This is a genomic window from Amycolatopsis sp. NPDC114503, from assembly GCF_055633655.1.
The window spans coordinates 1,594,106-1,615,095 of record NZ_JBVKDT010000001.1 but is presented as its reverse complement, the minus strand read 5'-3'; the positions used below and the strand labels follow the sequence as shown (position 1 = coordinate 1,615,095).

19 protein-coding genes are annotated in these 20,990 nt (G+C 67.8%); 10 read left to right on the top strand and 9 right to left on the bottom strand.

The features are described from left to right. Positions 1 to 212: 212 nt before the first annotated feature. The 5 genes from ACZ7OI_RS07960 to ACZ7OI_RS07940 all read right to left on the bottom strand — a co-directional run bounded on the left by ACZ7OI_RS07960 (position 213) and on the right by ACZ7OI_RS07940 (position 6,044). Positions 213 to 1,847, bottom strand: a complete 1,635-nt coding sequence (locus tag ACZ7OI_RS07960) for a S1C family serine protease (protein WP_470263363.1) — start codon at positions 1,845 to 1,847, stop codon at positions 213 to 215. Positions 1,848 to 1,926: 79 nt separating this feature from the next. Continuing rightward, positions 1,927 to 2,997 (bottom strand): galactose-1-phosphate uridylyltransferase, encoded by a 1,071-nt coding sequence (galT, locus tag ACZ7OI_RS07955; protein WP_470263362.1) that lies wholly within the window; start codon positions 2,995 to 2,997, stop codon positions 1,927 to 1,929. Beyond that, a complete protein-coding gene (locus ACZ7OI_RS07950) occupies positions 2,994 to 3,794 on the bottom strand; it encodes a DeoR/GlpR family DNA-binding transcription regulator (protein ID WP_344281251.1) in 801 nt (266 codons plus the stop codon). The genes galT and ACZ7OI_RS07950 overlap by 4 nt, the downstream gene beginning before the upstream one ends. Before the next feature lie 118 nt (positions 3,795 to 3,912). Next, complete coding sequence (locus ACZ7OI_RS07945) at positions 3,913 to 5,355, bottom strand: sensor histidine kinase (protein WP_470263361.1); 1,443 nt, start codon at positions 5,353 to 5,355, stop codon at positions 3,913 to 3,915. Further along, positions 5,352 to 6,044, bottom strand: a complete 693-nt coding sequence (locus ACZ7OI_RS07940; protein ID WP_470263360.1) for a response regulator transcription factor — start codon at positions 6,042 to 6,044, stop codon at positions 5,352 to 5,354. Before ACZ7OI_RS07940 ends, ACZ7OI_RS07945 begins: the two co-directional genes overlap by 4 nt. A 140-nt stretch (positions 6,045 to 6,184) precedes the next feature. Between ACZ7OI_RS07940 and ACZ7OI_RS07935 the strand changes: the two genes are divergently transcribed. Next, a complete protein-coding gene (locus tag ACZ7OI_RS07935; RefSeq protein WP_470263359.1) occupies positions 6,185 to 6,565 on the top strand; it encodes a hypothetical protein in 381 nt (126 codons plus the stop codon). A gap of 2 nt (positions 6,566 to 6,567) precedes the next feature. Here ACZ7OI_RS07935 and ACZ7OI_RS07930 read toward each other — a convergent pair whose 3' ends face one another. Together ACZ7OI_RS07930 and ACZ7OI_RS07925 are read right to left on the bottom strand one after the other, a co-directional pair. Then, positions 6,568 to 7,188, bottom strand: coding sequence for a trimeric intracellular cation channel family protein (locus ACZ7OI_RS07930; RefSeq protein ID WP_470263358.1), 621 nt, complete (start codon positions 7,186 to 7,188; stop codon positions 6,568 to 6,570). Positions 7,189 to 7,197: 9 nt separating this feature from the next. Then, positions 7,198 to 7,851 (bottom strand): response regulator, encoded by a 654-nt coding sequence (locus ACZ7OI_RS07925; protein WP_009083595.1) that lies wholly within the window; start codon positions 7,849 to 7,851, stop codon positions 7,198 to 7,200. 952 nt (positions 7,852 to 8,803) lie between these two features. Here ACZ7OI_RS07925 and ACZ7OI_RS07920 point away from each other — a divergent pair. Together ACZ7OI_RS07920 and ACZ7OI_RS07915 are read left to right on the top strand one after the other, a co-directional pair. After that, entirely contained in the window at positions 8,804 to 9,799 is a 996-nt protein-coding gene (locus ACZ7OI_RS07920; protein WP_470263357.1) for a trypsin-like serine peptidase, read from the top strand. A gap of 240 nt (positions 9,800 to 10,039) precedes the next feature. Beyond that, positions 10,040 to 10,216 (top strand): hypothetical protein, encoded by a 177-nt coding sequence (locus ACZ7OI_RS07915; RefSeq protein ID WP_470263356.1) that lies wholly within the window; start codon positions 10,040 to 10,042, stop codon positions 10,214 to 10,216. 300 nt (positions 10,217 to 10,516) lie between these two features. On the opposite strand, the gene ACZ7OI_RS07910 is transcribed toward ACZ7OI_RS07915, so the two are convergent. After that, on the bottom strand, positions 10,517 to 11,194 hold the full coding sequence (locus tag ACZ7OI_RS07910) for a GntR family transcriptional regulator (protein ID WP_470263355.1): 678 nt from the start codon (positions 11,192 to 11,194) through the stop codon (positions 10,517 to 10,519). Positions 11,195 to 11,303: 109 nt separating this feature from the next. Between ACZ7OI_RS07910 and ACZ7OI_RS07905 the strand changes: the two genes are divergently transcribed. Genes ACZ7OI_RS07905 through ACZ7OI_RS07875 form a run of 7 tightly spaced genes read left to right on the top strand, consistent with a single transcriptional unit; the run spans position 11,304 to position 19,501 of the window. Continuing rightward, complete coding sequence (locus ACZ7OI_RS07905) at positions 11,304 to 12,146, top strand: fumarylacetoacetate hydrolase family protein (RefSeq protein WP_470263354.1); 843 nt, start codon at positions 11,304 to 11,306, stop codon at positions 12,144 to 12,146. Between the two features lie 4 nt (positions 12,147 to 12,150). Next, positions 12,151 to 13,077, top strand: a complete 927-nt coding sequence (locus tag ACZ7OI_RS07900) for a VOC family protein (RefSeq protein WP_470263353.1) — start codon at positions 12,151 to 12,153, stop codon at positions 13,075 to 13,077. Between the two features lie 17 nt (positions 13,078 to 13,094). Then, on the top strand, positions 13,095 to 14,069 hold the full coding sequence (locus tag ACZ7OI_RS07895) for an amidohydrolase family protein (RefSeq protein ID WP_470263352.1): 975 nt from the start codon (positions 13,095 to 13,097) through the stop codon (positions 14,067 to 14,069). Positions 14,070 to 14,074: 5 nt separating this feature from the next. Next, the gene (locus tag ACZ7OI_RS07890) at positions 14,075 to 15,280 is read left to right on the top strand and encodes an MFS transporter (protein WP_470263466.1); all 1,206 of its coding nucleotides are present in this window, start codon (positions 14,075 to 14,077) and stop codon (positions 15,278 to 15,280) included. A 14-nt stretch (positions 15,281 to 15,294) separates the two neighbouring features. Continuing rightward, entirely contained in the window at positions 15,295 to 16,746 is a 1,452-nt protein-coding gene (locus tag ACZ7OI_RS07885; RefSeq protein ID WP_470263351.1) for a bifunctional 3-(3-hydroxy-phenyl)propionate/3-hydroxycinnamic acid hydroxylase, read from the top strand. Beyond that, on the top strand, positions 16,743 to 17,561 hold the full coding sequence (locus ACZ7OI_RS07880; RefSeq protein ID WP_470263350.1) for an SMP-30/gluconolactonase/LRE family protein: 819 nt from the start codon (positions 16,743 to 16,745) through the stop codon (positions 17,559 to 17,561). Before ACZ7OI_RS07885 ends, ACZ7OI_RS07880 begins: the two co-directional genes overlap by 4 nt. Continuing rightward, on the top strand, positions 17,558 to 19,501 hold the full coding sequence (locus tag ACZ7OI_RS07875; RefSeq protein ID WP_470263349.1) for an acetoacetate--CoA ligase: 1,944 nt from the start codon (positions 17,558 to 17,560) through the stop codon (positions 19,499 to 19,501). The genes ACZ7OI_RS07880 and ACZ7OI_RS07875 overlap by 4 nt, the downstream gene beginning before the upstream one ends. On the opposite strand, the gene ACZ7OI_RS07870 is transcribed toward ACZ7OI_RS07875, so the two are convergent. Next, positions 19,485 to 20,921 carry a carboxylesterase/lipase family protein gene (locus ACZ7OI_RS07870; RefSeq protein ID WP_470263348.1) on the bottom strand — a complete coding sequence of 479 codons (1,437 nt, stop codon included), beginning with the start codon at positions 20,919 to 20,921 and terminating at the stop codon, positions 19,485 to 19,487. The genes ACZ7OI_RS07875 and ACZ7OI_RS07870 overlap by 17 nt on opposite strands. Positions 20,922 to 20,990: the final 69 nt, after the last annotated feature.

The following is a 20,990-nucleotide window of genomic DNA, read 5'->3' as shown; positions in this document are numbered from 1 at the left end:
GGAGAGGCTCTCCGTGCCGAGTCGGAGGCGGCACGGAGAGCCTCTTCGTGTTTTCGTGCGCGAGCCGGTTTTCGGGCGCTGGTCGCTAAAAACGGCCACGCGCGACCGGCACGGATACTCCGGTCGCGCGTGGCCTGCAAAGGTTCGGCCCCAAGCGCGGATCGGGGGTCGAGCCGTGGCTGGTCTCGGCCGCGCCACGGCGGCCGAGCGATCTAGTTGGCCGGTACCGCCTGCCCGCCGAGGGTGACCTGCACCGTGCGTCCGCCGGCGAGGGTGAAGGTCGTCTGGTCGTTCGGGGCGCGCGTGCGGATCGCGGCGACGAGGGTGTTGGCGCTGTCGATGACGCGGTCGTCGATCTTGGTCACCACGTCGCCGGACTTCAGGCCCGCCTTCTCCGCCGGGCTGCCCGGCGTGATGTCGCCGAGCTGGGCGCCGCCCTGGGGCGCGTCGGTCACCTTCGCGCCGATGAACGTCTGGGTCGCGTGCCCGGTCTTGATGATGTCCTGCGCGGTGCGGCGCGCCTGGTCGATCGGGATGGCGAAGCCGATGCCGACGTTGCCGCCCTCGCCGCCGCTGCCCTGGCCGCGGCCCGAGTTCGGGCTGTAGATGGCCGAGTTGATGCCGATGACCTGGCCGCTCATGTTCGACAGCGGACCGCCCGAGTTGCCGGGGTTGATCGCCGCGTCGGTCTGGATCGCGTCCATCACCGTGGTCTGGTCGGTCTCGTCGCCGCCCGCCTGCACGGGGCGGTGCAGCGAGCTGACGATGCCCGAGGTGACCGTGCCGGTCAGCTCGTACGGCGAGCCGATGGCCACCACCTGCTGCCCGACCCGCAGGTCGTCGGACCGGCCGAGTTCGACCGGCGTGAGGTTGCCGACGCCGGACACCTTGACCACGGCGATGTCCGTGGTCGGGTCCCGGCCGACGACCTTCGCCGCGGCCTTCTTGCCGTCCTGGAACACGGCCTGGATCTGGCCGCCGTTCGCGGCGACCTGGACGACGTGGTTGTTGGTGAGGATGTAGCCGTCGCTGCTGAGCACGAAGCCGGAGCCCTCGCCCGCCGCGGTCCGGCCGGACACCTGCAGCTCGACCACGCTCGGCGACAGCTTCTGCGCCACCGATTCGACCGAGCCGACGGGCACGTTGCCGGTCTGCTGCGCGGGTTTCGGCGCGTCGAGCGCGCTCACCGACGAACCGGATCCGCCGGTGAGGTACCCGACGGTCCCGCCTGCCACGCCGCCGATCACGAGCGAGATGGCGGCGACGCTCGCGAGGAGCTTGCCCGCCGAACTCTTCTTCTCGCGCTGCGCGGGGACGCCGTACACCGCGGTTCCCGGTGCGCCGTAAGGGTTAGCCGGGGATCCGGCGGGCGGAGTGGACGTCCCGCCGGGGTACTGGCTGCCGTACGGCTGACCCGCCGCGGGCTGCTGCTGAGCGCCGGGGAACTGCCCGCCCTGGGGCGCGCCGACCGGCGACGCCGCGCCTTGGGCCGACCACGGGTTCGGCGTGCCTCCGGTCGGAGCAGCACCGGCTCCGTACGCTGTGCCGCCGTACTGACCCGCAGGCGCTCCGTACGCTCCGGAAGCGTCGCCGCTCGCCGTGCCGGAGCCGGACGTCCCCGCCGAGCCCTCAGCGGCCGAACCGTACGCGGCACTCGTGCCAGGCGTGCCGGTCGCTCCCGGAGCTGGCTGGCCCGCGGCGCCGCCCGCCGGATCGGCTGACGGGGGTTGGCTCGCCGGCTGAGCCGGGGGCTGCTGCCAAGTCGCCTGGCCTTCGGCGCCCGGCTGGGCGCCCGGGTCCTGGCGACCCGCCGCGGAGTCGGGCGCGTGGGGGTCGTTCTCGGTCATGTCCTCACCTAAGCGGCTGGGCCTGAGAGGTTCCTGAGTCGAACCTGTGTTTCGTAGATGAGTATGCCGCGAGTTCCGGTCAGCCCGCCGAGCGAAGCCGTTCCGCGATCTGTTCCGGCGTGGCGTCGTTGATCCAGACCGCCATGCCCGACTCGGATCCGGCCAGGTACTTCAGCTTGTCCTTGGCCCGCAGCACGGAGAACAGCTCCAAATGGAGCCACGACAGTTCCCGGTCCCGCCGCACCGGTGCCTGGTGCCAGCCCGCGATGTAGGGCAGCGGCCGGTCGTACAGCGCGTCGCACCGGCGCAGCACGTCCAGGTACACGCGGGAAAAGTCGTCGCGCTCGGCGTCGGTGAGCGACGGGAGGTCCGGCGCCTGCCGGTGCGGCACGATCTGGATGTGCACCGGCCACCGCGCGGCCGGCGGCACGAAAGCCGTCCAGTGCTCGCCCGAGGCGATCACGCGCTCGCCGGATTTCTGTTCCGCGGCCAGCACGTCGCCGAGCACCGACCCGCCGTGTTCCCGCGCGACCGCCAGCATTCGCTCGGTCTTCGGCGTGACGAACGGATAGCCGTAGATCTGGCCGTGCGGATGCGAGAGCGTGACGCCGATTTCCTCGCCGCGGTTCTCGAACGGGAAGACCTGTTCCACGCCAGGCGTCTGCGCGAGCGCGGCGGTGCGGTCGGCCCAGGCGTCCACCACGAGGCGCACCTGTTCCGGAGTCAGCCGGGAGAACGCGCCGTCGTGGTCGCTGGTGAAGCACACGACCTCGCAGCGGCCGAGGCCCGGCGCGGTCGGCACCAGACCCAGGCCGTCCACAGTGGACGGATCGCCGGTCGCCTGTTGCGAGAACGACGGGAAGCGGTTCTCGAACACGACCACGTCGTAGTCGGCTTCGGGGATCTCGCTCGGCTTGCCCGGCCGGGTCGGGCAGAGCGGGCAGAGATCGGCGGGCGGCTTGTACGTGCGCGTCTGCCGGTGCGCCGCCATCGCGACCCACTCGCCGGTCAGCGGGTCGCGGCGGATCTCCGAGGCCGCCGCGACGGGCGGCAGGTCCCGGGTGTCGGCGGCGAGCCGCTCGTGGGCGTCGGTGTGGTCGAAATAGATGATCTCCCGGCCGTCGGCCAGGTGCCGCACAGTGCGTTTCACGCTTCTTCTGCCTCGAGGTTCTCCGCCGTTTCGGCGATCATGAGTTCTCCGACCCGCTCCGCGAGGTCTTCCCGCGCGCGGTCGTCCAATCCGTCGTCGGTCACCACGACCTGCGCTTCTTCCAGGTCCGCGATCGTGGAAATGCCGACCGTGCCCCACTTCGTGTGGTCGGCGAGCACCACCAGCCGCCGTCCGGCTTCCACCAGCGCGCGGTCGGTCTCGCTTTCGGTGAGGTTCGGGGTGGTGAACCCGGGCCCCACCGCCATCCCGTGCACGCCGAGGAACACCAGGTCGAGGTGCAGCGTCCGCAGGCTCTGCACGGCGACCGGGCCGACCAGCGCGTCCGACGGAGTGCGCACGCCGCCGGTGAGGACCACCGTGCGGTCCGGCTGAGCGGCGCTGCGGAGAACGTCGGCGACCTGGATCGAGTTCGTGACGATGGTGAGGCCCTCGATGCCGTCGAGCGCGTGCGCGAGCGTCCAGGTGGTGGTGCCCGCGGACAGGCCGATCGCGGTGCCCGGTTTGACGAGGGTGGCGGCCAGTTCGGCGATCGCTTCCTTTTGCGCGCGCTGGCGCACCGACTTCGCCTCGAACCCGGGCTCGTCGGTGCTCTTGCCGACCAGTGACGTCGCGCCGCCGTAGACCTTCTCGACCAGGCCGCGGCCCGCGAGCACGTCGAGGTCGCGGCGGACCGTCATATCGGAAACGCCGAGCCTCGCGACGAGGTCACTGACCCGGACCGCACCGGTCCGGCGTGCCTCCTCGAGGATCACCGCCTGTCGCTGCCGCGCGAGCACCGCCACTCCCCAAGCACACCATCAACTGCACAAAATCCTACACGATTCAACATCGAGTGTGCGCGACGTGCAGATCGAGCGTCCCCCTGCCGGGCGACCGCCAAGCGTGGCAGTGATTTCAGGCGACCGGCGCCCCTGGTAGCCGGATCGTGAGCAGAGCCCCGCCTTCCGGTGCCCGGTTGGCGTAAACCGTGCCGCCGTGGCGTTCGGCCGCGTGCTGCACGATCGCCAGCCCGAGGCCGGATCCGGGCAGGGTGCGAGCCTCCGACGAGCGGTAAAAACGGTCGAACACCTTGGGCAAGTCCTCCTCGGCGATGCCGGGACCGGAGTCCGCGACCTCGACCACCGCGGTGCCGTCGCCGAGCGGACGCAGCGTGACCCGCACCCGCGAACCCTGCGGCGAGAATTTCACCGCATTGTCCAGCAGGTTCAGCACCGCCCGTTCGAGCGAGCTGTTGTCGCCGGTGAGCACCCACGGCTGCAGCGAGACCTCGAACTCGATCTCGCCCGCCCGCCGGCGGGCCCGGTCGAGAGCGCGCTCGACCACGTCCATCAGGTCGACGCGTTCGGCCTGCTCGCGAGGTTCGTCCTGGCGCGCCAACTCCACGAGGTCGCCGATGAGCTGGGTGAGCTCGTCAAGCTGGCCGCGGATGTCGGCCTCGATGTCGGCACGGTCCTCGACCGGCAGCGACGGCGCGCCCGGACGGCTCGCCGACAGCAGCAGTTCCAGGTTGGTGCGCATGGAAGTGAGCGGGGTGCGCAGCTCGTGCCCGGCGTCGGCGACGAGTTGCCGTTGCCGTCCCTGCGAGTCCGCGACCGTGCCGAGCATGATGTTGAAACTGTGCGTGAGCCGGGCGAGTTCGTCGTCGCCGCTCACCGGGATCGGACGCAGGTCGCCGGTCGCGGCCACCCGTTCCGCGGCCGAGGTCAGCCGGTCGACCGGACGCAAGCCAGCGCGCGCGACCGCCGTGCCCGCGCCCGCCGCGACCACGATCCCGGCGCCGCCGACCAGGAACAGCACCACGGACAGCTGGTTCAGCGCGCGCATCGTCGGAGCCATCGACTGCGCCAGCACGATCGCCTGCCCGTGCCCGAGCGGCACCGCGACCACCCGCATGCCGGTGGTCGCGTCGGTGCGCAGCGACTGGGACAGCACGCCGGTCGCGACGCGCATCTCGGCCGGACCCACCGGCGGCCGGGTGCCCGGCTGCGGATAGATCAGGTCGCCGGTGACGCCGTTGAGCTGGCCGATCTGCAGGTCCGCGCTCGCCAGCAGCGCACCCGGCACCTCGCGCAGCTGGTCGGTCGGCACCTGCGGCGAGTTCGCCGCGGCTTGCGCGCGAGCGAGCAGGTTGTCGTCGAGCTGGCTCAGGAGGTTGCTGCGCACCACCAGGTACGCGCACAGGGAAACGAGCGCCACCGCACCCGCCACGCACGCGGCGGCCAGCAGCGTGACGCGACCGCGCAGCGAGAACCGGCGGGTGCTCCACCGGGTGCCCCGCGGGTCCGGGACCTCTTCCCCCGCCGGCGCGGCCTGCTCGCCCGCCGGGTGCTCGGTCACGGCGGGGTCTCGCGCAGGACGTACCCCACCCCACGGACCGTGTGGATCAGCCTCGGTTCGCTGTCCGCCTCCGTCTTGCGGCGCAAATAGCCGACGTAGACCTCCAGCGCGTTGCCCGACGTCGGGAAGTCGTAACCCCATACTTCCTCCAGGATCCTTCCGCGGGTCAGCACGTGCTTGGGGTACGAGAGGAACAGCTCGAGCAGCGCGAACTCGGTGCGGGTGAGACTGATCTCGCGCCCGCCGCGGCGGACCTCGCGAGTGCCCGGGTCCAGCGTGAGGTCGGCGAACGACAGCACCTCCGACGTCTCGCCCTGCTGCCCCTCCGGCGCGGCGCGGCGCAGCAGGGCGCGCAACCGGGCGAGCAGTTCCTCCAGGGCGAACGGCTTGGGCAGGTAGTCGTCGGCGCCGGCGTCGAGGCCGGAGACCCGGTCGGAGACGGTGTCGCGCGCGGTCAGGACGAGAATCGGCAGGTCATCGCCGGTGCTGCGGAGCCGGCGGGCCACTTCGAGCCCGTCGAGGCGCGGCATCATGACGTCGAGAACCATCGCGTCCGGACGGTTGGCGAGGATCGTCTCCAAGGCCTGCGCACCATCGCTCGCGAGCTCCACGGTGTAGCCGTTGAACTCCAAAGACCGCCTGAGCGATTCACGGACGGCACGGTCGTCGTCCACTACGAGGATGCGCATGTCGCCAGTCTTACGCAGAGTGCTGAGACCCGCCTAAGAACACACGCAGAACACACAAAGAGCATTTCCGCGGAGTGCGGCGTGTAACAGGTGCGGCACCGGTTGCGACCTTCGGCTGGACTTGAGAACGAGGAGCGCTGATGGCCAACCGGAAACGGTCCGGGCCCGGCTGGCTGGCCGGGATCTGTGTACTCGCCGTCATCGGGATGATCGGCAACGCGTGCAGCAGCGAGGACAGCGGACCTTCCGCGCCCGCCTCCGTCACGGTCCCGATCACGACGCCTTCGATGCCTGCTTACAGTCCGCCCCCTTCGTCCGAACCGCCCAAGACCTCGGACACACCCACCTCGACGCCGACGTACTCGCTCCCCTCTGCCGATCCCGGGGACACCGGAACCGGGTCCGGCGCCACCGGTTCACCCCTGCCAGAGGGCTCGGGCGGCAGCGTGCACGTACCGCACATTCCGCACCCGCACGTGCGCACCTGCGTCGGAGGGAAGCACATCCACATCTGCAGCTGACCTCACAACGACCGCTCCTCCGGCGGCCGCGCGACCGGAGCGTTCCAGTGTCGCCAGAGCGTGAGCACTCGGATCGCGACCACGACCACCGCGGAGAAGGTCGTGACCGCACCGGCCGGGAGGTCGAGCGAGTGCCCCGCCCAGACGCACACCGCGCCGGTGAGCGCGGCCATCGCGTAGATCTCCTTGCGCAGCACGAGGGGAATCTCCCGCAGCAGCAGGTCGCGGAGCGCCCCGCCGCCGATGGCGCTGGTCATGCCGATCAGGCACGCGGCGTACCCGGTCGCACCCGCGTTGAGCGCCAGCGTCGTCCCGGCCGTGGCGAACACGCCGAGCCCGACCGCGTCCGCGAGCAGCACCGCGTGCCGCAGCCGGGCGACCTGCGGATGGAAAGCGAACACGATCAGGGCCGTCGCCGCGCAGACAGCCAGGTACGGCCAGTTGCGCAGAGACGTCGGCGGATGGATGCCGAGGAGCACGTCGCGGATGATGCCGCCGCCGAGCGCCGTGGTCAGTCCGACCACGACGACCCCGAACACGTCCAGCCGCGCCCGGACCGCGGCCAGCGCCCCGGACGCCGCGAACGCCACCAGCCCGAGGAACTCGAGCGCGGTCAGCAGCATGTGCTGGTTCTACTGGTCGAGGAGCCCGCCGCGGTAGGCCAGGAGCGCGGCCTGCACCCGGTTGGCCGCGCCGATCTTCGACAGAACGGCCGACACGTATCCCTTCACCGTCGCCTCGGACAGATGCAGCCGCCCGCCGATTTCGGCGTTCGACAGCCCCTGCCCGATCAGCGCGACGACCTCGCGTTCGCGTTCGGACAGCGAGGCCAGAAGCTTGCGCGCCGGCTGCGCGGCCCGCTGCTCGTCGCGGTGGCTCTGCACCATGCGCACGGCCACGCCCGGGTCGAGGACAGCCCCGCCCTTGGCCAGGTCGCGCACGGCGCGCAGCAGCGCCGCCGGGTCGATGTCCTTCAGCAGGAAACCATTGGCGCCGAGCCGCAGCGCGAGGCTGACGTACTCGTCGATGTCGAAGGTGGTGAGCATGGCGACGGTAGGCGGATCGGGCAGCGCGAGAATGGCCCGAAGCGCGCGAATGCCGTCGTCAGGGGCGCGCATCTTGATGTCGAGCAGCGCGACGTCGGGGTGATAGCGACGGGCGACCTCGACCGCCGATCTGCCGTCGCTTGCCTCGCCCACGATCTCGATGTCCGAAGCCCCGGACATCATGGCGCGCAGCCCCGACCGAACTAGTTCCTCGTCGTCGGCGAACATGAGCTTGATCAACGAAGCCCTCCGGCAAACCGTGGGTTGGAGGCGGCTCCCCGCACCCGTTACGGAAGATTACCTACTGTTGTTCACGGTTTCGAAACCAGACACGACCAGGTGACGCGACTGGTCCACCGGAGCGGCCGGGAACAGCAGTCAACCCTGTTGCAGGTCACCCACTTGAGTGAGTTCTTCGGGTGGGCACCACCGAGTTGCGTAACCGATCCAGAAGAAGCGAATGTTCATCGAGCGCACACCGGTGGCCGGTCCATCGCGGTCGGGATATCGGTTGCCGAGTGCGCGGCGAGCGAGGCGGGGACGCGGGCCGCGCTGCTGGACGGGCTTCGCCGCCGGGGTGCCTGGTCGTCGGGGACCCCTCGCCAAGGCCGCCGACGATCGTGCCGATTTGTCCGGCTCTGGCGACCCGATCGGTTTTACGAGCCACTGGGCCCAGCGCATCTGAGGTCCGACCAGCGCATCCTCTGCTACTGCTTCCGAATCCGAGGATTGCGGTGTTGCGTTGGCTCCGACGCCGGGGCCGCTGCGGAGAGTGTCACCAGACAGAGAAAGTTGCACCCAGCGTGACTTCTGTCGTCGGTGCGCTTGCGGGCGGGCGGTGCACATCGAGACACCTGAGGGCCGCCATCTATTCACCATCGCCATGAGCCGCGCGGCCGGTCCAGCTCCATGACCGCCTCCGCCGACTTCGCGCGAAACCGTCCGAGGACCCAGCCAGCGAAGAATACGAAACCTCGTTGCCCGATGCCGACGAAAAGACGCGCGGCAACCTTGTCGAGCGTATTTTTCCACACCTGCGCTCGATGCAAAGTCGATCAGGCCGAGGGTTCTGCCGCGGTTTAGTCTTTTCCGCCGAAATCCTTGGCGACGCAGTGTCACCCCGATGGATTACACCAGGACTCAACCTTGAGTGCTAGTGTGAAATCGCGCAAGTGTCTTCATTCGGGGAGGAATGATGCAAAAAATCTTGCAACCAGCAATCATGCTCGGACTATTCTTATTACTGCTGGGGATTGTCTCAGCACCGGCGCAAGCTGGCACTCGAGAAAAATCGAGTGAAGACAATCAGGCAGTCACCTCAAATCCAACCAGAGGGCCGTTAGCGGAGTACGAACGAGAGACCAGATCCTACTGGACCGCTGAAAGAATGAGACTCGCCGTTCCGGCTGGTCACAATGCACGCCAGCAGGCACCCAGCGATCCGGATCCGGCAATTGAGCCGACGGTCGACATCGCAGCGCCCCTGCTGCACACCGAACACGATTCCGGAATCCGGAACATCTACATCACGCGCACCACAGGCAAAGTTTTCTTCCACAATCCCGGAGACGGAAAGGACTATGTCTGCTCCGGCAGCGTCGTCAACAGCCCGGCCAAGAACATGGTTGTCACTGCTGGACACTGCGCCTACGAAGACAAGAAGTGGATGGAAAAGTTCACTTTCGTGCCGGGATACCACAACGGGGACAGCCCATTCGGCAGGTTCGTCTCCTACAACCTCGGCACCCTCAAAGGATGGTCCGATCGAAATTCCTGGGGCTACGATACCGCTATCGCTGTTGTAGGTAAGAATTTCCAAGGGCAAAACCTGGTCGACGCGGTCGGAAATTTCGCGAACGGCCTGCAGGTCGGCGGCCCCTACGAACGCGATGTGACCATCATCGGCTACCCAGCCGACAAAGACGGCGGGCGAGAGCAGTACAACTGCCAAGGAAAAACTGCCAAAGCAAGTGTTTTCTTTCCTAATCAAGTGACGATCGGCTGCGCCCTCGGCGGAGGCTCGTCCGGCGGTCCTTGGCTCGTCGACTACCAGGACAAACCGAACGGCACCGGCGTCGGCCTGGTGCACGGCGACACCAGCAACGGAGATATTTTCAATAACCTTCGTTCGCCCTATTTCACCGACGCCGGCCAAGGAAACCTTTACCGAAAGTTGGCCAACGGGTAGCGTCCGGATGCGGAGGCGGACCGCTTCTCACCGCTGCCCGCCTCCGCAGTTGCCCGGCCAGAGGGAGCTTGCATGCACTGTGCACGCCAGATTCTCGCGTGTTCGACGGTTTTGGCGCTGCTGGCAGGCTGTTCCGGCACGCAGCCGCAACCCAGCAAAACGGTGGCTCAACCTGCCTCAGCGACTGACACGCTTCCCCCAAGCCCGTCATTCACCGACCCGCAGCCCGCAGGACCGACGATGGCGTTTCCGCCCGCGCTGCTCATTCTTGGCGCGATTGCCCTCGCGCTGGGCGCAATCGGACTTTTCCTTGTGCTCACCAGAAATGGGAGCCCTCGATTGGTCGGCGCCGTACTGCTCGGCGGCTGCGGCGGAATCATTCTCGCTACGGCCGTCGCACTGATCGTCCCGAACTGATCATCAGTGCGCCACGACGCCGTCGCGCAGTGCCGTGAACAGTCGTTCGAGACGGGTGCGATGGTCCTACTCCACTGCCTGCTCCGGCTCGCCATCGATGCGGCGGCGGACGGTTTCCACCAGCACCGTGCTGTAGCCAGCGATGACCCGAGCACAGTTATCCGGAACTCAAGCAGCAGTACCGGATCGAACGCGGCGAACAGTAGGCCTCAACCATGCCGTCAGGTTATCGCCGGATAGCGAACCAGTCTTGGACGCCGGTTACGCAACGTGGCAACACTTGAAGCATGGTCACCCCGCCTATTCGCCTCCCCGGTTCCGATAGTCGTCGAGCAGCAGCTTCGTAGTCAGCTCGATGTGGTCCCGCAGCGCCTCGACCGTGCCCGCGACGTCTCGCTCGATCGCTCGATCGCAGATCAGCCGGTGTTCCGCGGCGACATCCCGGTGGCTGCCCTCGCTCGAGGTGCGAGCCCAGCATCGGTAGACCTCGGCGGATTCGCGCAGCTGCGTCGCCACCGCGCGCAAGTGCTGGTTGGGGCAGCCCTCCAGCAGGACCTGGTGAAACCGGGCGTGCGCGGCCAGCCACCGCTCGTTGATCGCGTCTGACTCGTCGGCGAACGTGGTGCGGGCGAGATTGTGGTGCGCCGCGAGCAGATCGGACTCCCATTCGATGCTGCCGTGCGCGAGGGATTCGCGGACCACGTGCGTCTCGACGACCACGCGTGCCTCGGTGAGGTCTTGCAGGGTGTCCGGGGAGACATCGATGACCCGGAATCCTTGCTGCGGCGCGAAAGTCGCGAGCCCCTGGCCCACGAGACGGGGAAGCGCTTCACGCAGGACGCCGCTGCTGGCGTCGTAGTCGCCCTTGAGCGCTTCCACGCGCAGCCGCGATCCGGGCTCGTGCCGGCCGTTGAGGATGTCGGCGCGAAGACGCAGGTAGACGTCCTCGACGCGGGTCGTGCTGCGAGCGCCAGTCATGTCGAAGATCGTACTCGGTTCCGCATACACACCATAATCTCGAGATTTAGTTGACTTATCGAGATTACTGGGTGTTCACTGGCCGGGACGGAGCGGAAGGACGCGGAGCATGAAAACGACGACACGGGCGGGCCGGATGTGCCTGGTGCTCGACGACAAGGTGATCGACGTCGAGGGCGCGAGCGGCGGGCGGTTTCCGGCCGATCCGCTCGCGGTTTTCGAGCGCTGGACCGAGTTCGCGGAGTGGGGGCGGGCGACGGCCGACGGGCCGGTCGCGCCCGAGGGCCAGGCGGGGAGCCCCTCGCCGAAGCCGCGGCAGATCTTCGCGATCGGGTTGAACTACCGCGAGCACGCGCAGGAAGCGGGGCTCGCACTGCCGGAGTCGCCCGCGACCTTCACGAAGTTCGCCACCTCCCTCACCGGGCCGGACACCCGGCTGCGGCTGCCCAGCGAGTTCGTCGACTGGGAAGCGGAGCTCGTGGTCGTGATCGGCCGCCGGGCCGAGAAAACCGCGGCTGAGGACGCCTGGCTGCATGTGGCGGGATTGACTGTGGGGCAGGACTTTTCCGAACGGGTCGTGCAGGCCGCGGGGCCGGTCCCGCAGTTTTCGCTCGGCAAGTCGTTCCCGGGGTTCGCCCCGACGGGGCCGGTGCTGGTGACCGCGGACGAGTTCGCCGACCCCGACGACCTCGCGATCGAATGCCTCGTCAACGGCGAGAGCGTCCAGAAGGCGCGCACCTCGTCGATGGTCTTCTCGGTCGCCGAGCTGATCGCCCGGCTGTCGGCGGTGTGCCCCCTGCTGCCCGGCGACCTCATCTTCACCGGCACGCCTTCGGGCGTCGGGCATTCGCGGTCCCCGCAGCGCTACCTGCGGCCCGACGACGAAGTGATCACTCGGATCGAGGGCATCGGACAGCTCCGGCAGATCTGCGTCGCCGGGGGAAAGGGGTAATTCCATGGCACTGCACAGATTGAAGTCGCTGACCATCGGTGTTCCTGACGTCGCGGGCACCGCCGGTTACTACGACGACTTCGGGCTTACGCAGCTCGCGCCGGGCCGGTTCGCCACGGTCGAGGGCGGGGAGCAGTTCGTCCTCAAGCACTCGCGAGTCCGCCGTTTGCTGGAGATGACCGTCGCGGTCGACGACGCTGACGACCTCGGCCGGATCGCGGCGAACCTCGACCGGCTGGGCATTCCGGCACAGCGCGACGCGGAAACCCTGCGCGCGCGGGAACCGATCGCGGACATCGCCGTCGAAGCGGTCGTCGCGCCGCGGCTGGTGCGCGCAGTCGTACCGGCGACCCTCTACAACGGGCCTGGTCGGCTCGACCGCGCTGGCACCCGGGCACCCGTGCTGTCCCGGACCGAGCCGGTGCGGCCGCTCGCGCTGGGGCACGTCGTGATCGGGACAGTCGAACAGGAATCGACCCAGCGGTTCTTCACCGACGGCATCGGGTTCAAGGTCAGCGACGTGGTCCCGGGCCGGGCGGCGTTCCTGCGGTGTTCCACCGATCACCACAACCTGCTGGTACAACAGGCTCCGCTCAATTTCCTGCACCACACCTCCTGGCAGGTGTCCGATGTGGACGATGTCGGGCGGGGAGCGATGAGCATGCTCGCCGAACATCCCGAACGGCACGTCTGGGGACTGGGGCGGCACCACATCGGGTCAAACTTCTTCTGGTACCTCAAGGATCCCGCCGGAAACTTCGCCGAGTACTACTCCGACATGGACGCCATCGTCGACGACCAGCTCTGGACGCCGCGATCGTTCGAGGGCATGCGGTCGCTCTACGAATGGGGCCCGCCGCCTCCGCCGTCGTTCATCAATCCGGAAGACCTCGCGGCGCACATGACCGGCGCGCACGCGGCAGGCAGCTGAACCGAAAGGCCATCATCTTGCGTTTCATCGCTATGGAGGAAGCGTTCGCGCTCCCCGAACTACAGGCCGGTTACCCAGTGCCCAAAACGGAAACCGCCGCGCGGTGGGTCGAGGACTGGGGAAAACGGTTGTGCGACTACACGAATTACCGGCTGCCGGAAATGGATGAGCACGGCATCGAAATCCAGGTGCTTTCCCTGACCGCACCCGGAATCCAGGGCCTCACCGACGCCGGGCAGGCAGTCAAAGACGCCCGGATCGCCAATGACCATCTAGCCGAGGTCATCGCCGATCATCCGGATCGGTTCCGCGGCCTGGCCGCGTTGCCGCTCCAGGATCCCGAGGCAGCAGTGGCAGAACTCCGCCGAGCCGTCGGCACGCTCGGGCTCAGCGGTGCGCTCGTCAACGACCACACCAACGGCATTTACCTCGACGACCCGCGCTACGAACCGGTGTGGGCCGCACTCGAGGAACTAAACGTGCCGCTCTACCTCCACCCAGGCGCTCCCCCGGCCGAGCCGTGGCAGGTGCTCGAGGGACGGCCGGAACTGCGGGGTCCATTGTGGAGCTGGGCGGCGGAGACCAGCGGGCACGCGCTCCGGCTGATTTTCGGCGGTGTCTTCGACCGGCATCCGGGGGCCACGCTCATTCTCGGCCACCTCGGCGAGTTCCTGCCGTTTCAGCTCGCGCGGCTTGATTCGCGCTACGACCGGCAGGAACACCGGACGCTCGCCCGGAAACCGTCGGAATACTTCGGCGACAACATCCTGATCACCACCAGCGGGGCGTGTTCCCCGGCCGCGCTCGCCGGCGCGATCCTGGCCGTCGGCGCGGACGCGATCCTGTTCGCCGTCGACTATCCCTTCGAGGACACTGCCGAGGCCGTCCAGTTCCTCGAACAGGCGCCGATCAGCAACCGCGATCGCGACAAAATCAGCCACGGCAATGCCGAACGAGTGCTGCGCCTGCCGACCGCGAAGGCAATCACGTGAGGACTATGCCGTGGCGAGCCATCGCGATCGGGCTCGCCGTCATGACGCTGGAAGGGTACGACCTCGTCGCTTTCGGCGCGACGACGCCGCTGCTGCTCCGGCACCAGCCGTGGCATCTTTCCCTTCCCGAATTGGGCACGTTGGGCAGTCTCACCCCGGTGGGCATGCTCTTCGGGGCCCTGCTGGTCGGTCCGCTCACCGACCGATACGGTCGCCGCCGGACGACCTTGCTCAGCATCGCGCTTGTCTCGCTGGGCATGTTCGCCTGCGCCTTCGCGCCCAATCCGGAACTGTTCGGCGCCAGCAGGCTCGTCGTCGGGCTCGGCGTCGGCGCGGTGTACCCCGCGATGGGGCCGCTGATCTTCGAACTGGCTCCCCCGAAACGGAAGAACATCAGCTCGGCGATCGTCCAATGCGGAGTAACGGTGGGCGGATCGCTGGCGGCCGTCGTGGCCGCGTCTTTCCTGCAGGGAGACAACTTCCGGCCGGAGTACGTGGTCGGCGGCGTGGTCGGGCTGCTGTTGCTGCCGATGACTTACCGCTGGCTGCCCGAATCACCGGTATATCGGCGAGAGCCGACGGGGGCACGGGGCTTGCGTGTTGTGCTGCGGAAGCCGTACACGGGAACGACCACCCTGTTCTGCGTCATGGTGATCTGTTCGTTCTTGCTCATCTTCGGGATCAACACCTGGCTGCCGCAATTGATGCAAGCCGCACAGTATCCGCTGAATTCCTCGCTGATGTTCCTTACCCTGCTCAACGTCGGCGCGACCGTCGGCGGCCTCGCGATCGCGGTGCTCGCCGACCGGGCTGGGTCGAGAATTCCCATTATCGCTTGTTTCGTCGTCGCCGCAGGCGCCATGGCCGCCTTGAGCATCCGGTCGCCGTTGGTCGTGCTCTCCGTAATCGTGCTGATCGGCGGCGCGGGCGCGTTCGGCGTACAGGGATTGATCAACGTGTACATCGCCCGCACTTATCCGGCGCACGCCAGGGCCAGCGCGATCGGCGTCGCGCTGGGAATCGGCCGGATCGGCGCGATCGCCGGTCCGGTGCTCGGCGGCTGGGTTCTTGCCGCCGGTTTCGCTCCACAGTGGAATTTCCTTCTTTTCGCGGTGCCGGCGATCTTCGGGGCTCTCCTCACCGTTGTCCTCGGAAGTTTCCGCCGCACCGCGGCGACTCCCACATCTCAGCCGGTCGAAGAACCGGCTTGAGCGGAGGAACAGTAATGGACACATACGACATCGCCGTCGTGGGCTGCGGCCCGGTCGGCTTGACCCTCGCGCGGTTGCTCAGCGCGAAAGGACTCCGGGTCGCCGCGATCGATCCGAACCGGATCGTCTGCCACCATCCGCGAGCGACCCACCTCGACGACGAATCGATGCGCACCCTGCAAACGCTCGGCGCGGCCGATCTGGAGCAGCGGTTTCTGCGGCAGGCCGGATGGACGCTGCAACTGCCGGACGGGACGCCGTTCCTCGAATTCGCCCATGCGCGAGACGAATCCGGACAAGGCTGGCGTACGGATTACCAGTTCCACCAACCGGATTTCGAATCCCGGCTGCGCGGTTTGCTCGCGAGCGACCCGAACGTCGACCTGTGGTTCGGCTGGTCCGTCACCGAGATCGCCCAGGACGCCGACGCGGTGTACCTCACGGTGTCGGATCGGAACCAGGTCAAGACACTCAAAGCGGCCTACGCCGTCGGATCGGACGGAGCGAATTCCTTCGTCCGGCAATTGATGGGTTCCGAAGTCGAAGACCTCGAGGGGACGCAACGCTCGCTCATCGTCGACATCCATCCGTTCGAGCATCCTCCGGCACTGCCCGCGGACTCTGGATTCATTCTGTGCCAAGGCAAGCGGCCGATTACCTACGTGCCGATCTTTCCCCCGATGCTGCGGTTCGAATTCATGCTCCTCGACGGAGACGACGCCGCCGCGCTCGAACGCCCGCAGGCGGTGTACGACGCCCTCAGCCGCTGGATCGAGCCGGGCAGCTACCGCATCATGCGAGCCGATACCTACGAGTGGCACGCGCGGCTCGTGCACGGCTGGCGTTCGGGAAGGCTGTTCCTCGCCGGCGACGCCGCGCACGAGATGCCGCCGATGCTCGGCCAGGGCATGTGTTCCGGGCTCCGCGACGCGGCGAACCTCGCCTGGAAACTCGCCGCGGTCGTCCAGGGGGTCAGCCCCGACAGCCTGCTCGACACCTACGAAAGCGAGCGCGCCCCGCACGTTCGCCCCTATATCGCCGAATCCGCCCGCCAAGCCAACCTCATCGAATCCTTCGGCATCGGCGACACCCATCCTGAGCTGGGGGAACCCCAGACCCTCGAATTGCTCAGGCCGCCGCTCGGTCCTGGACTGAGCGAGGAGCCCAGCCGGCTCGGCCCGCAGCCCCGAGCCGCCGACGGCACGCGACTCGACGACGTCACCGGATACAACTTCGTCGTCGTGGGCGAGCAGGCCGTGTCAGCGGAGATCGCGGAGCTGTGGCGACAGCTTGGGGTCGCGGTGGTCGCTGACGCTGGCCCGGCGGTCGAGGAGTGGCTGGCCGCGAATTCGGCCACCGCCGCCATCATCCGCCCGGACCGGTACGCCTTCGCCCTTGCCGCCGACGTCGCGGAACTGGAGACGGCGACGAAGGAACTCGCCCGGCGAATGGAAGTGCGCGCATGAAGCCGTACGGCACCGGGATGACCTGGGGTGAGGGGCCGCGCTGGCATCAAGGCGCACTGTGGCTGTCTGACACCCAGGGAAGTCTACTGTGGACGGATCAGGGCGGAAGCTGGAGCGCTACGAAGCTGAACTCGCCCTCCAACGGGCTGTGGTTCTTGCCCGACGGCAGGCTCACCGCAGCGATGATGCACGAAAAGCGCATCGGCGTCTGGGACGGCGAGCAGTTCGCCACCTACGCGAACCTCAGTGCTGTGGCCACCGGTCCTCTCGGCGATCTTGTCGGTGACGAGCAGGGCAACCTCTACGTCGACGACGTCGGTTTCGCGATTGGCGAACCACCTCGGCCAGGTCGTCTGTTGCGGATCGCCATCGACGGATCAACCACCGTCGCCGCCGAGGATCTCCATTTCCCCAACGGCCTCGCCGTCATTGACGACGGCCGCACCCTGGTCGTCGCCGAAACCGCTGCGCAACGGCTGACCGCCTTCACCGTCGGAGTGGACGGCACGCTGACCGATCGGCGTCGTTATGCCGACCTCGCCGACCTGATCGGCCCCGACGCTCGTCCAGACGGAATCTGGCCGGGGCCGGAAGGAATCTGGGTCGCGACCACCACCGGACAAGCGGTCGTGCTGGTCCGAGACAACACGGTGCGCGAGACGATCAAAACCGGCTCGGCGTTCCCCATCGCGTGCTGCACCGATGGCGGGAACCGACTGTTCGTCACCCTCGCCGACACCGGCGGACGGCCGCTTTTCGAAGCCCTCGCGGCCAAGGCGGTGCAGACGACGGTCGCGGAATGGGAGATCGAATGAGCGGCTGGGTCCCGGTGGAGGAGGCGCGGATCACCGATTTCGCCCGGTACGCCTCGGCCCGCGCCGGCCGCGACCTGACCGGCGAATACCGGACGCTGTGGGAATGGTCGGTGCGGGATCTCGACGGTTTCTGGTCCGCGGTGTGGGACTACTTCGGACTTCCCGTGCGTCCGGAGGGGCAACCGGCGCTGGCGACCGAGGCGATGCCGGGCAGCGTCTGGTTTCCGGGGAGCACGCTGAACTATGCGGCGGAGGTGTTCCGGGGCCGCGACGAGGCCGCCACTGCCGTGATCGCGGTGACCGAGGACTCCGCTCCGGTGGAGCTGAGCTGGGGTGAATTGCGTCGTCAGGTCGGCGCCGTCGCGGCTGCGCTGACCGAACTGGGCGTGTCGTCCGGCGACCGGGTCGTGGGGTACCTGCCTAATTCGGCGGAGGCGGTCGTGGCGTTTCTGGCCACTGCGAGCCTCGGGGCGGTGTGGGCCGCCTGCGGTCTGGACTACGTCGGATCAGCCGCGGAGGCGCGATTCGCCCAGCTCTCGCCGACTGTGTTGATCACCGCGACCCAGTCGCGACACGGCGGCCGGGTGGTCGAACGCGGTGCCGATGTGAAGGCTTTGCGTGCCGGTCTGTCCACTTTGGTCGCGACCGTGGTGATCGACGAACCGGAATCGGTACCCGGAGCGATTCCCTGGTCATCGATCACCGGCGGCGATGAGGCGCTGGCATCCGCGCCGGTTCCTTTCGAGCATCCACTGTGGATCCTGTTCTCTTCGGGAACCACTGGCCGTCCTAAAGGGATAGTGCACGGACACGGCGGCGTTGTCGTTGAGCAGCTTAAGCACGCCGCGTTTCACCAGAACCTGCGGGCTGGCGATCGGATCCTCTGGTACACCACGCCGAGTTGGATGCTGTGGAACTCCCTCGTCGGCGCTCTGCTGGTCGGAGCGACCGCGGTTTGTTACGACGGCAGTCCCGCGTTCGGCCGCCCGGATGCGTTGTGGGAGTTGGCCGCCCGCTGGCGAGTGACGACGTTGGGCACCAGCCCCGGCTACCTGGCGTCCTGCCGCAAGGCCGGTGTCCGTCTTAGCGATCACGACCTAAGTGCGTTGGTACGGCTAGGCGTCACCGGATCGACGTTCCCCGCCGACCTGCACCGCTGGGTCGAAAACGAACTAGGTTCGCGGGTCCAGGTCGTTTCGAGCAGCGGCGGGACGGACGTCGTCACAGCCTTCGCGAGCGCAGCGCCCACAACTCCGGTGTGGGCGGGCGAGTTGTCGGCTCCATGCCTTGGCGTCGCGCTCGATTCGCTGGGAAGCAACGGGGAACCTGTACGCGACACTGTCGGCGAGCTTGTCGTGCGACGCCCGATGCCGTCCATGCCAGTGCGGTTCTGGAACGACCCCGACGGCATCCGGTACCGAGCCGCGTATTTCGACACGTTCCCCGGCGTTTGGCGGCACGGCGATTGGACGACCATCACCGACCGCGGCTCGGTCATCATCCACGGCCGTTCGGATGCGACACTGAACCGGCACGGCGTGCGGATGGGCAGCAGTGACATTTATGGTCCAGTAGAAGAACTTCCGGAGATTGCGGAGGCTCTTGTCGTCGGCGTGGAACAGAGCGACGGCGAGTACTGGATGCCGTTGTTCGTCACCATGACAGACGGAGCCGACCTTGATGACGCTCTGCGGCAACGGATCCTCGCTGCCATCCGCCGACGCGCTTCGGCGCGCCACGTTCCCGACGAAATCCTTGCCGCACCGGGGATTCCGCATACCCGCACGGGGAAGAAACTGGAAGTCCCAGTGAAAAGACTGCTGCGCGGGGAGGATCCGGATGTCGTGGTCGACCCCGGCAGCGTCGACCAACCCGGTCTTCTCGACTGGTATCGGCAGGTCGGCATGGCGCGATCGAAACCGGCTACGCGGGAAGGTTAAACGGGGCAGGCGGGTGATGCTCCCAGATTTTCCGCGAAGCCTCTTCCGGATACGGAACAGTCTTCGACTCGACGTCCAGCACGCGGGTCAGCCGCTGATCGGGACGGTAGGGAGCCCATCCAGGATCGCCATGAGCAGCGAAGCCGACCCAGGCTTGGCGAAGCTCCTCGGACACCCGAATTGTTGCGTCATCAGGTTTCTCGCCGAACACCTGGCGGCCGGTCGGACTGTCCAAGGTTCCGAAGGCGAGAGGCACGTCGAGGCTGTGGCACGCGCCGAAGCCAGGCGCGGACAGGCACAGCTCGAAAAGATACGACCTGCCGCCGGCCAAGGCGTTCGCCTCGGCGAGCTGCTGGCTCGGCATCCGGAAAAGTGCGTCCGAATAGACGGTCTCCATCAGCTCCTCCGGGCTGACTCCCGCGTGGGCGGCCCGGTAGCCATCCGGTTCCGGGGCGAAGAGATCGAGGGCCCGTTGGGCGTCCTCGGCGGTGAACGTGCCGAGCCGCCCGGCCATGACGGAGAACAGCCGGAACTCGTCGCGGGTGTGGCCGACGAGCAGCTCGACCCCGTCCTCGAGTGCGGACCAGGGCGGCTGAGGAAGGGAAGCGTCCAGAACAGGGCAAACCCCGGCCCCGACCTGAGCCATCGGTCCCCAGCGATCGCGCTGGCCGGACAGACTGGCGTTGAAGGCGGTGAGTCTGTCGGCCAACTGCCATGGATCGACGTTCCGGAGGTCTTCCCCGTTCGCGAGCGCCGCGGTGACCTGCTTCGCGAGCGAGGGAAGGACGAAAACGCCAGGCACGGAATGGGTGATGGCACGCTGGAATAAGCCCCGCGCCGTCACGAGCAACGACGCGATCGATCCCGCTCCGGCCGATTGACCGGCGACGCACACTCGACCGGGGTCGCCGCCGAAGCGGGAAATGTTGCGCCGCACCCATTCCAGGGCGGCGATCTGGTCCAGGAACCCCCGGTTGGCCGGCGCGCCGTCGATGAGCGCGAATCCCTCGACGCCGACCCGGTAGTTGACGCTCACCACGACCAATCCCGCCCCGCACAACAAGGCCGGGTCGTAAGTCGGGTCGCTGCTCACCGAGATGACGTATCCGCCGCCCGGCAGCCACACCAGCACGGGCAGGCCCGCCGCGCCCGGATCCGGCGTCGAGACGTTGAGGGTCAGCCAGTCCGTCTCGTGCGCCGACTCCATCCGGACCGGCCCCGACTGCGGAGGCAGCGGACCGAATTCGGTCGCCTGCCGCGTGCCCTCCCAGTGCGGAACCGGGACAGGCGCGGCGAAACGAAGCTCGCCCACCGGCGGCTGGGCGTACGGGATTCCGCGGAACTCCGCCATCCCCGCCCGCCAGCGGCCCGCCACGGCCCCCTCGACCGTCCGGACCGCTGGCTGCATCTTGTCTTTCATTCTTATCCCCCTCAGGTTTCAAGTCAAGTGTATTATGTCACGTGTATTGGAACGAGGGAAAGGGCCGAC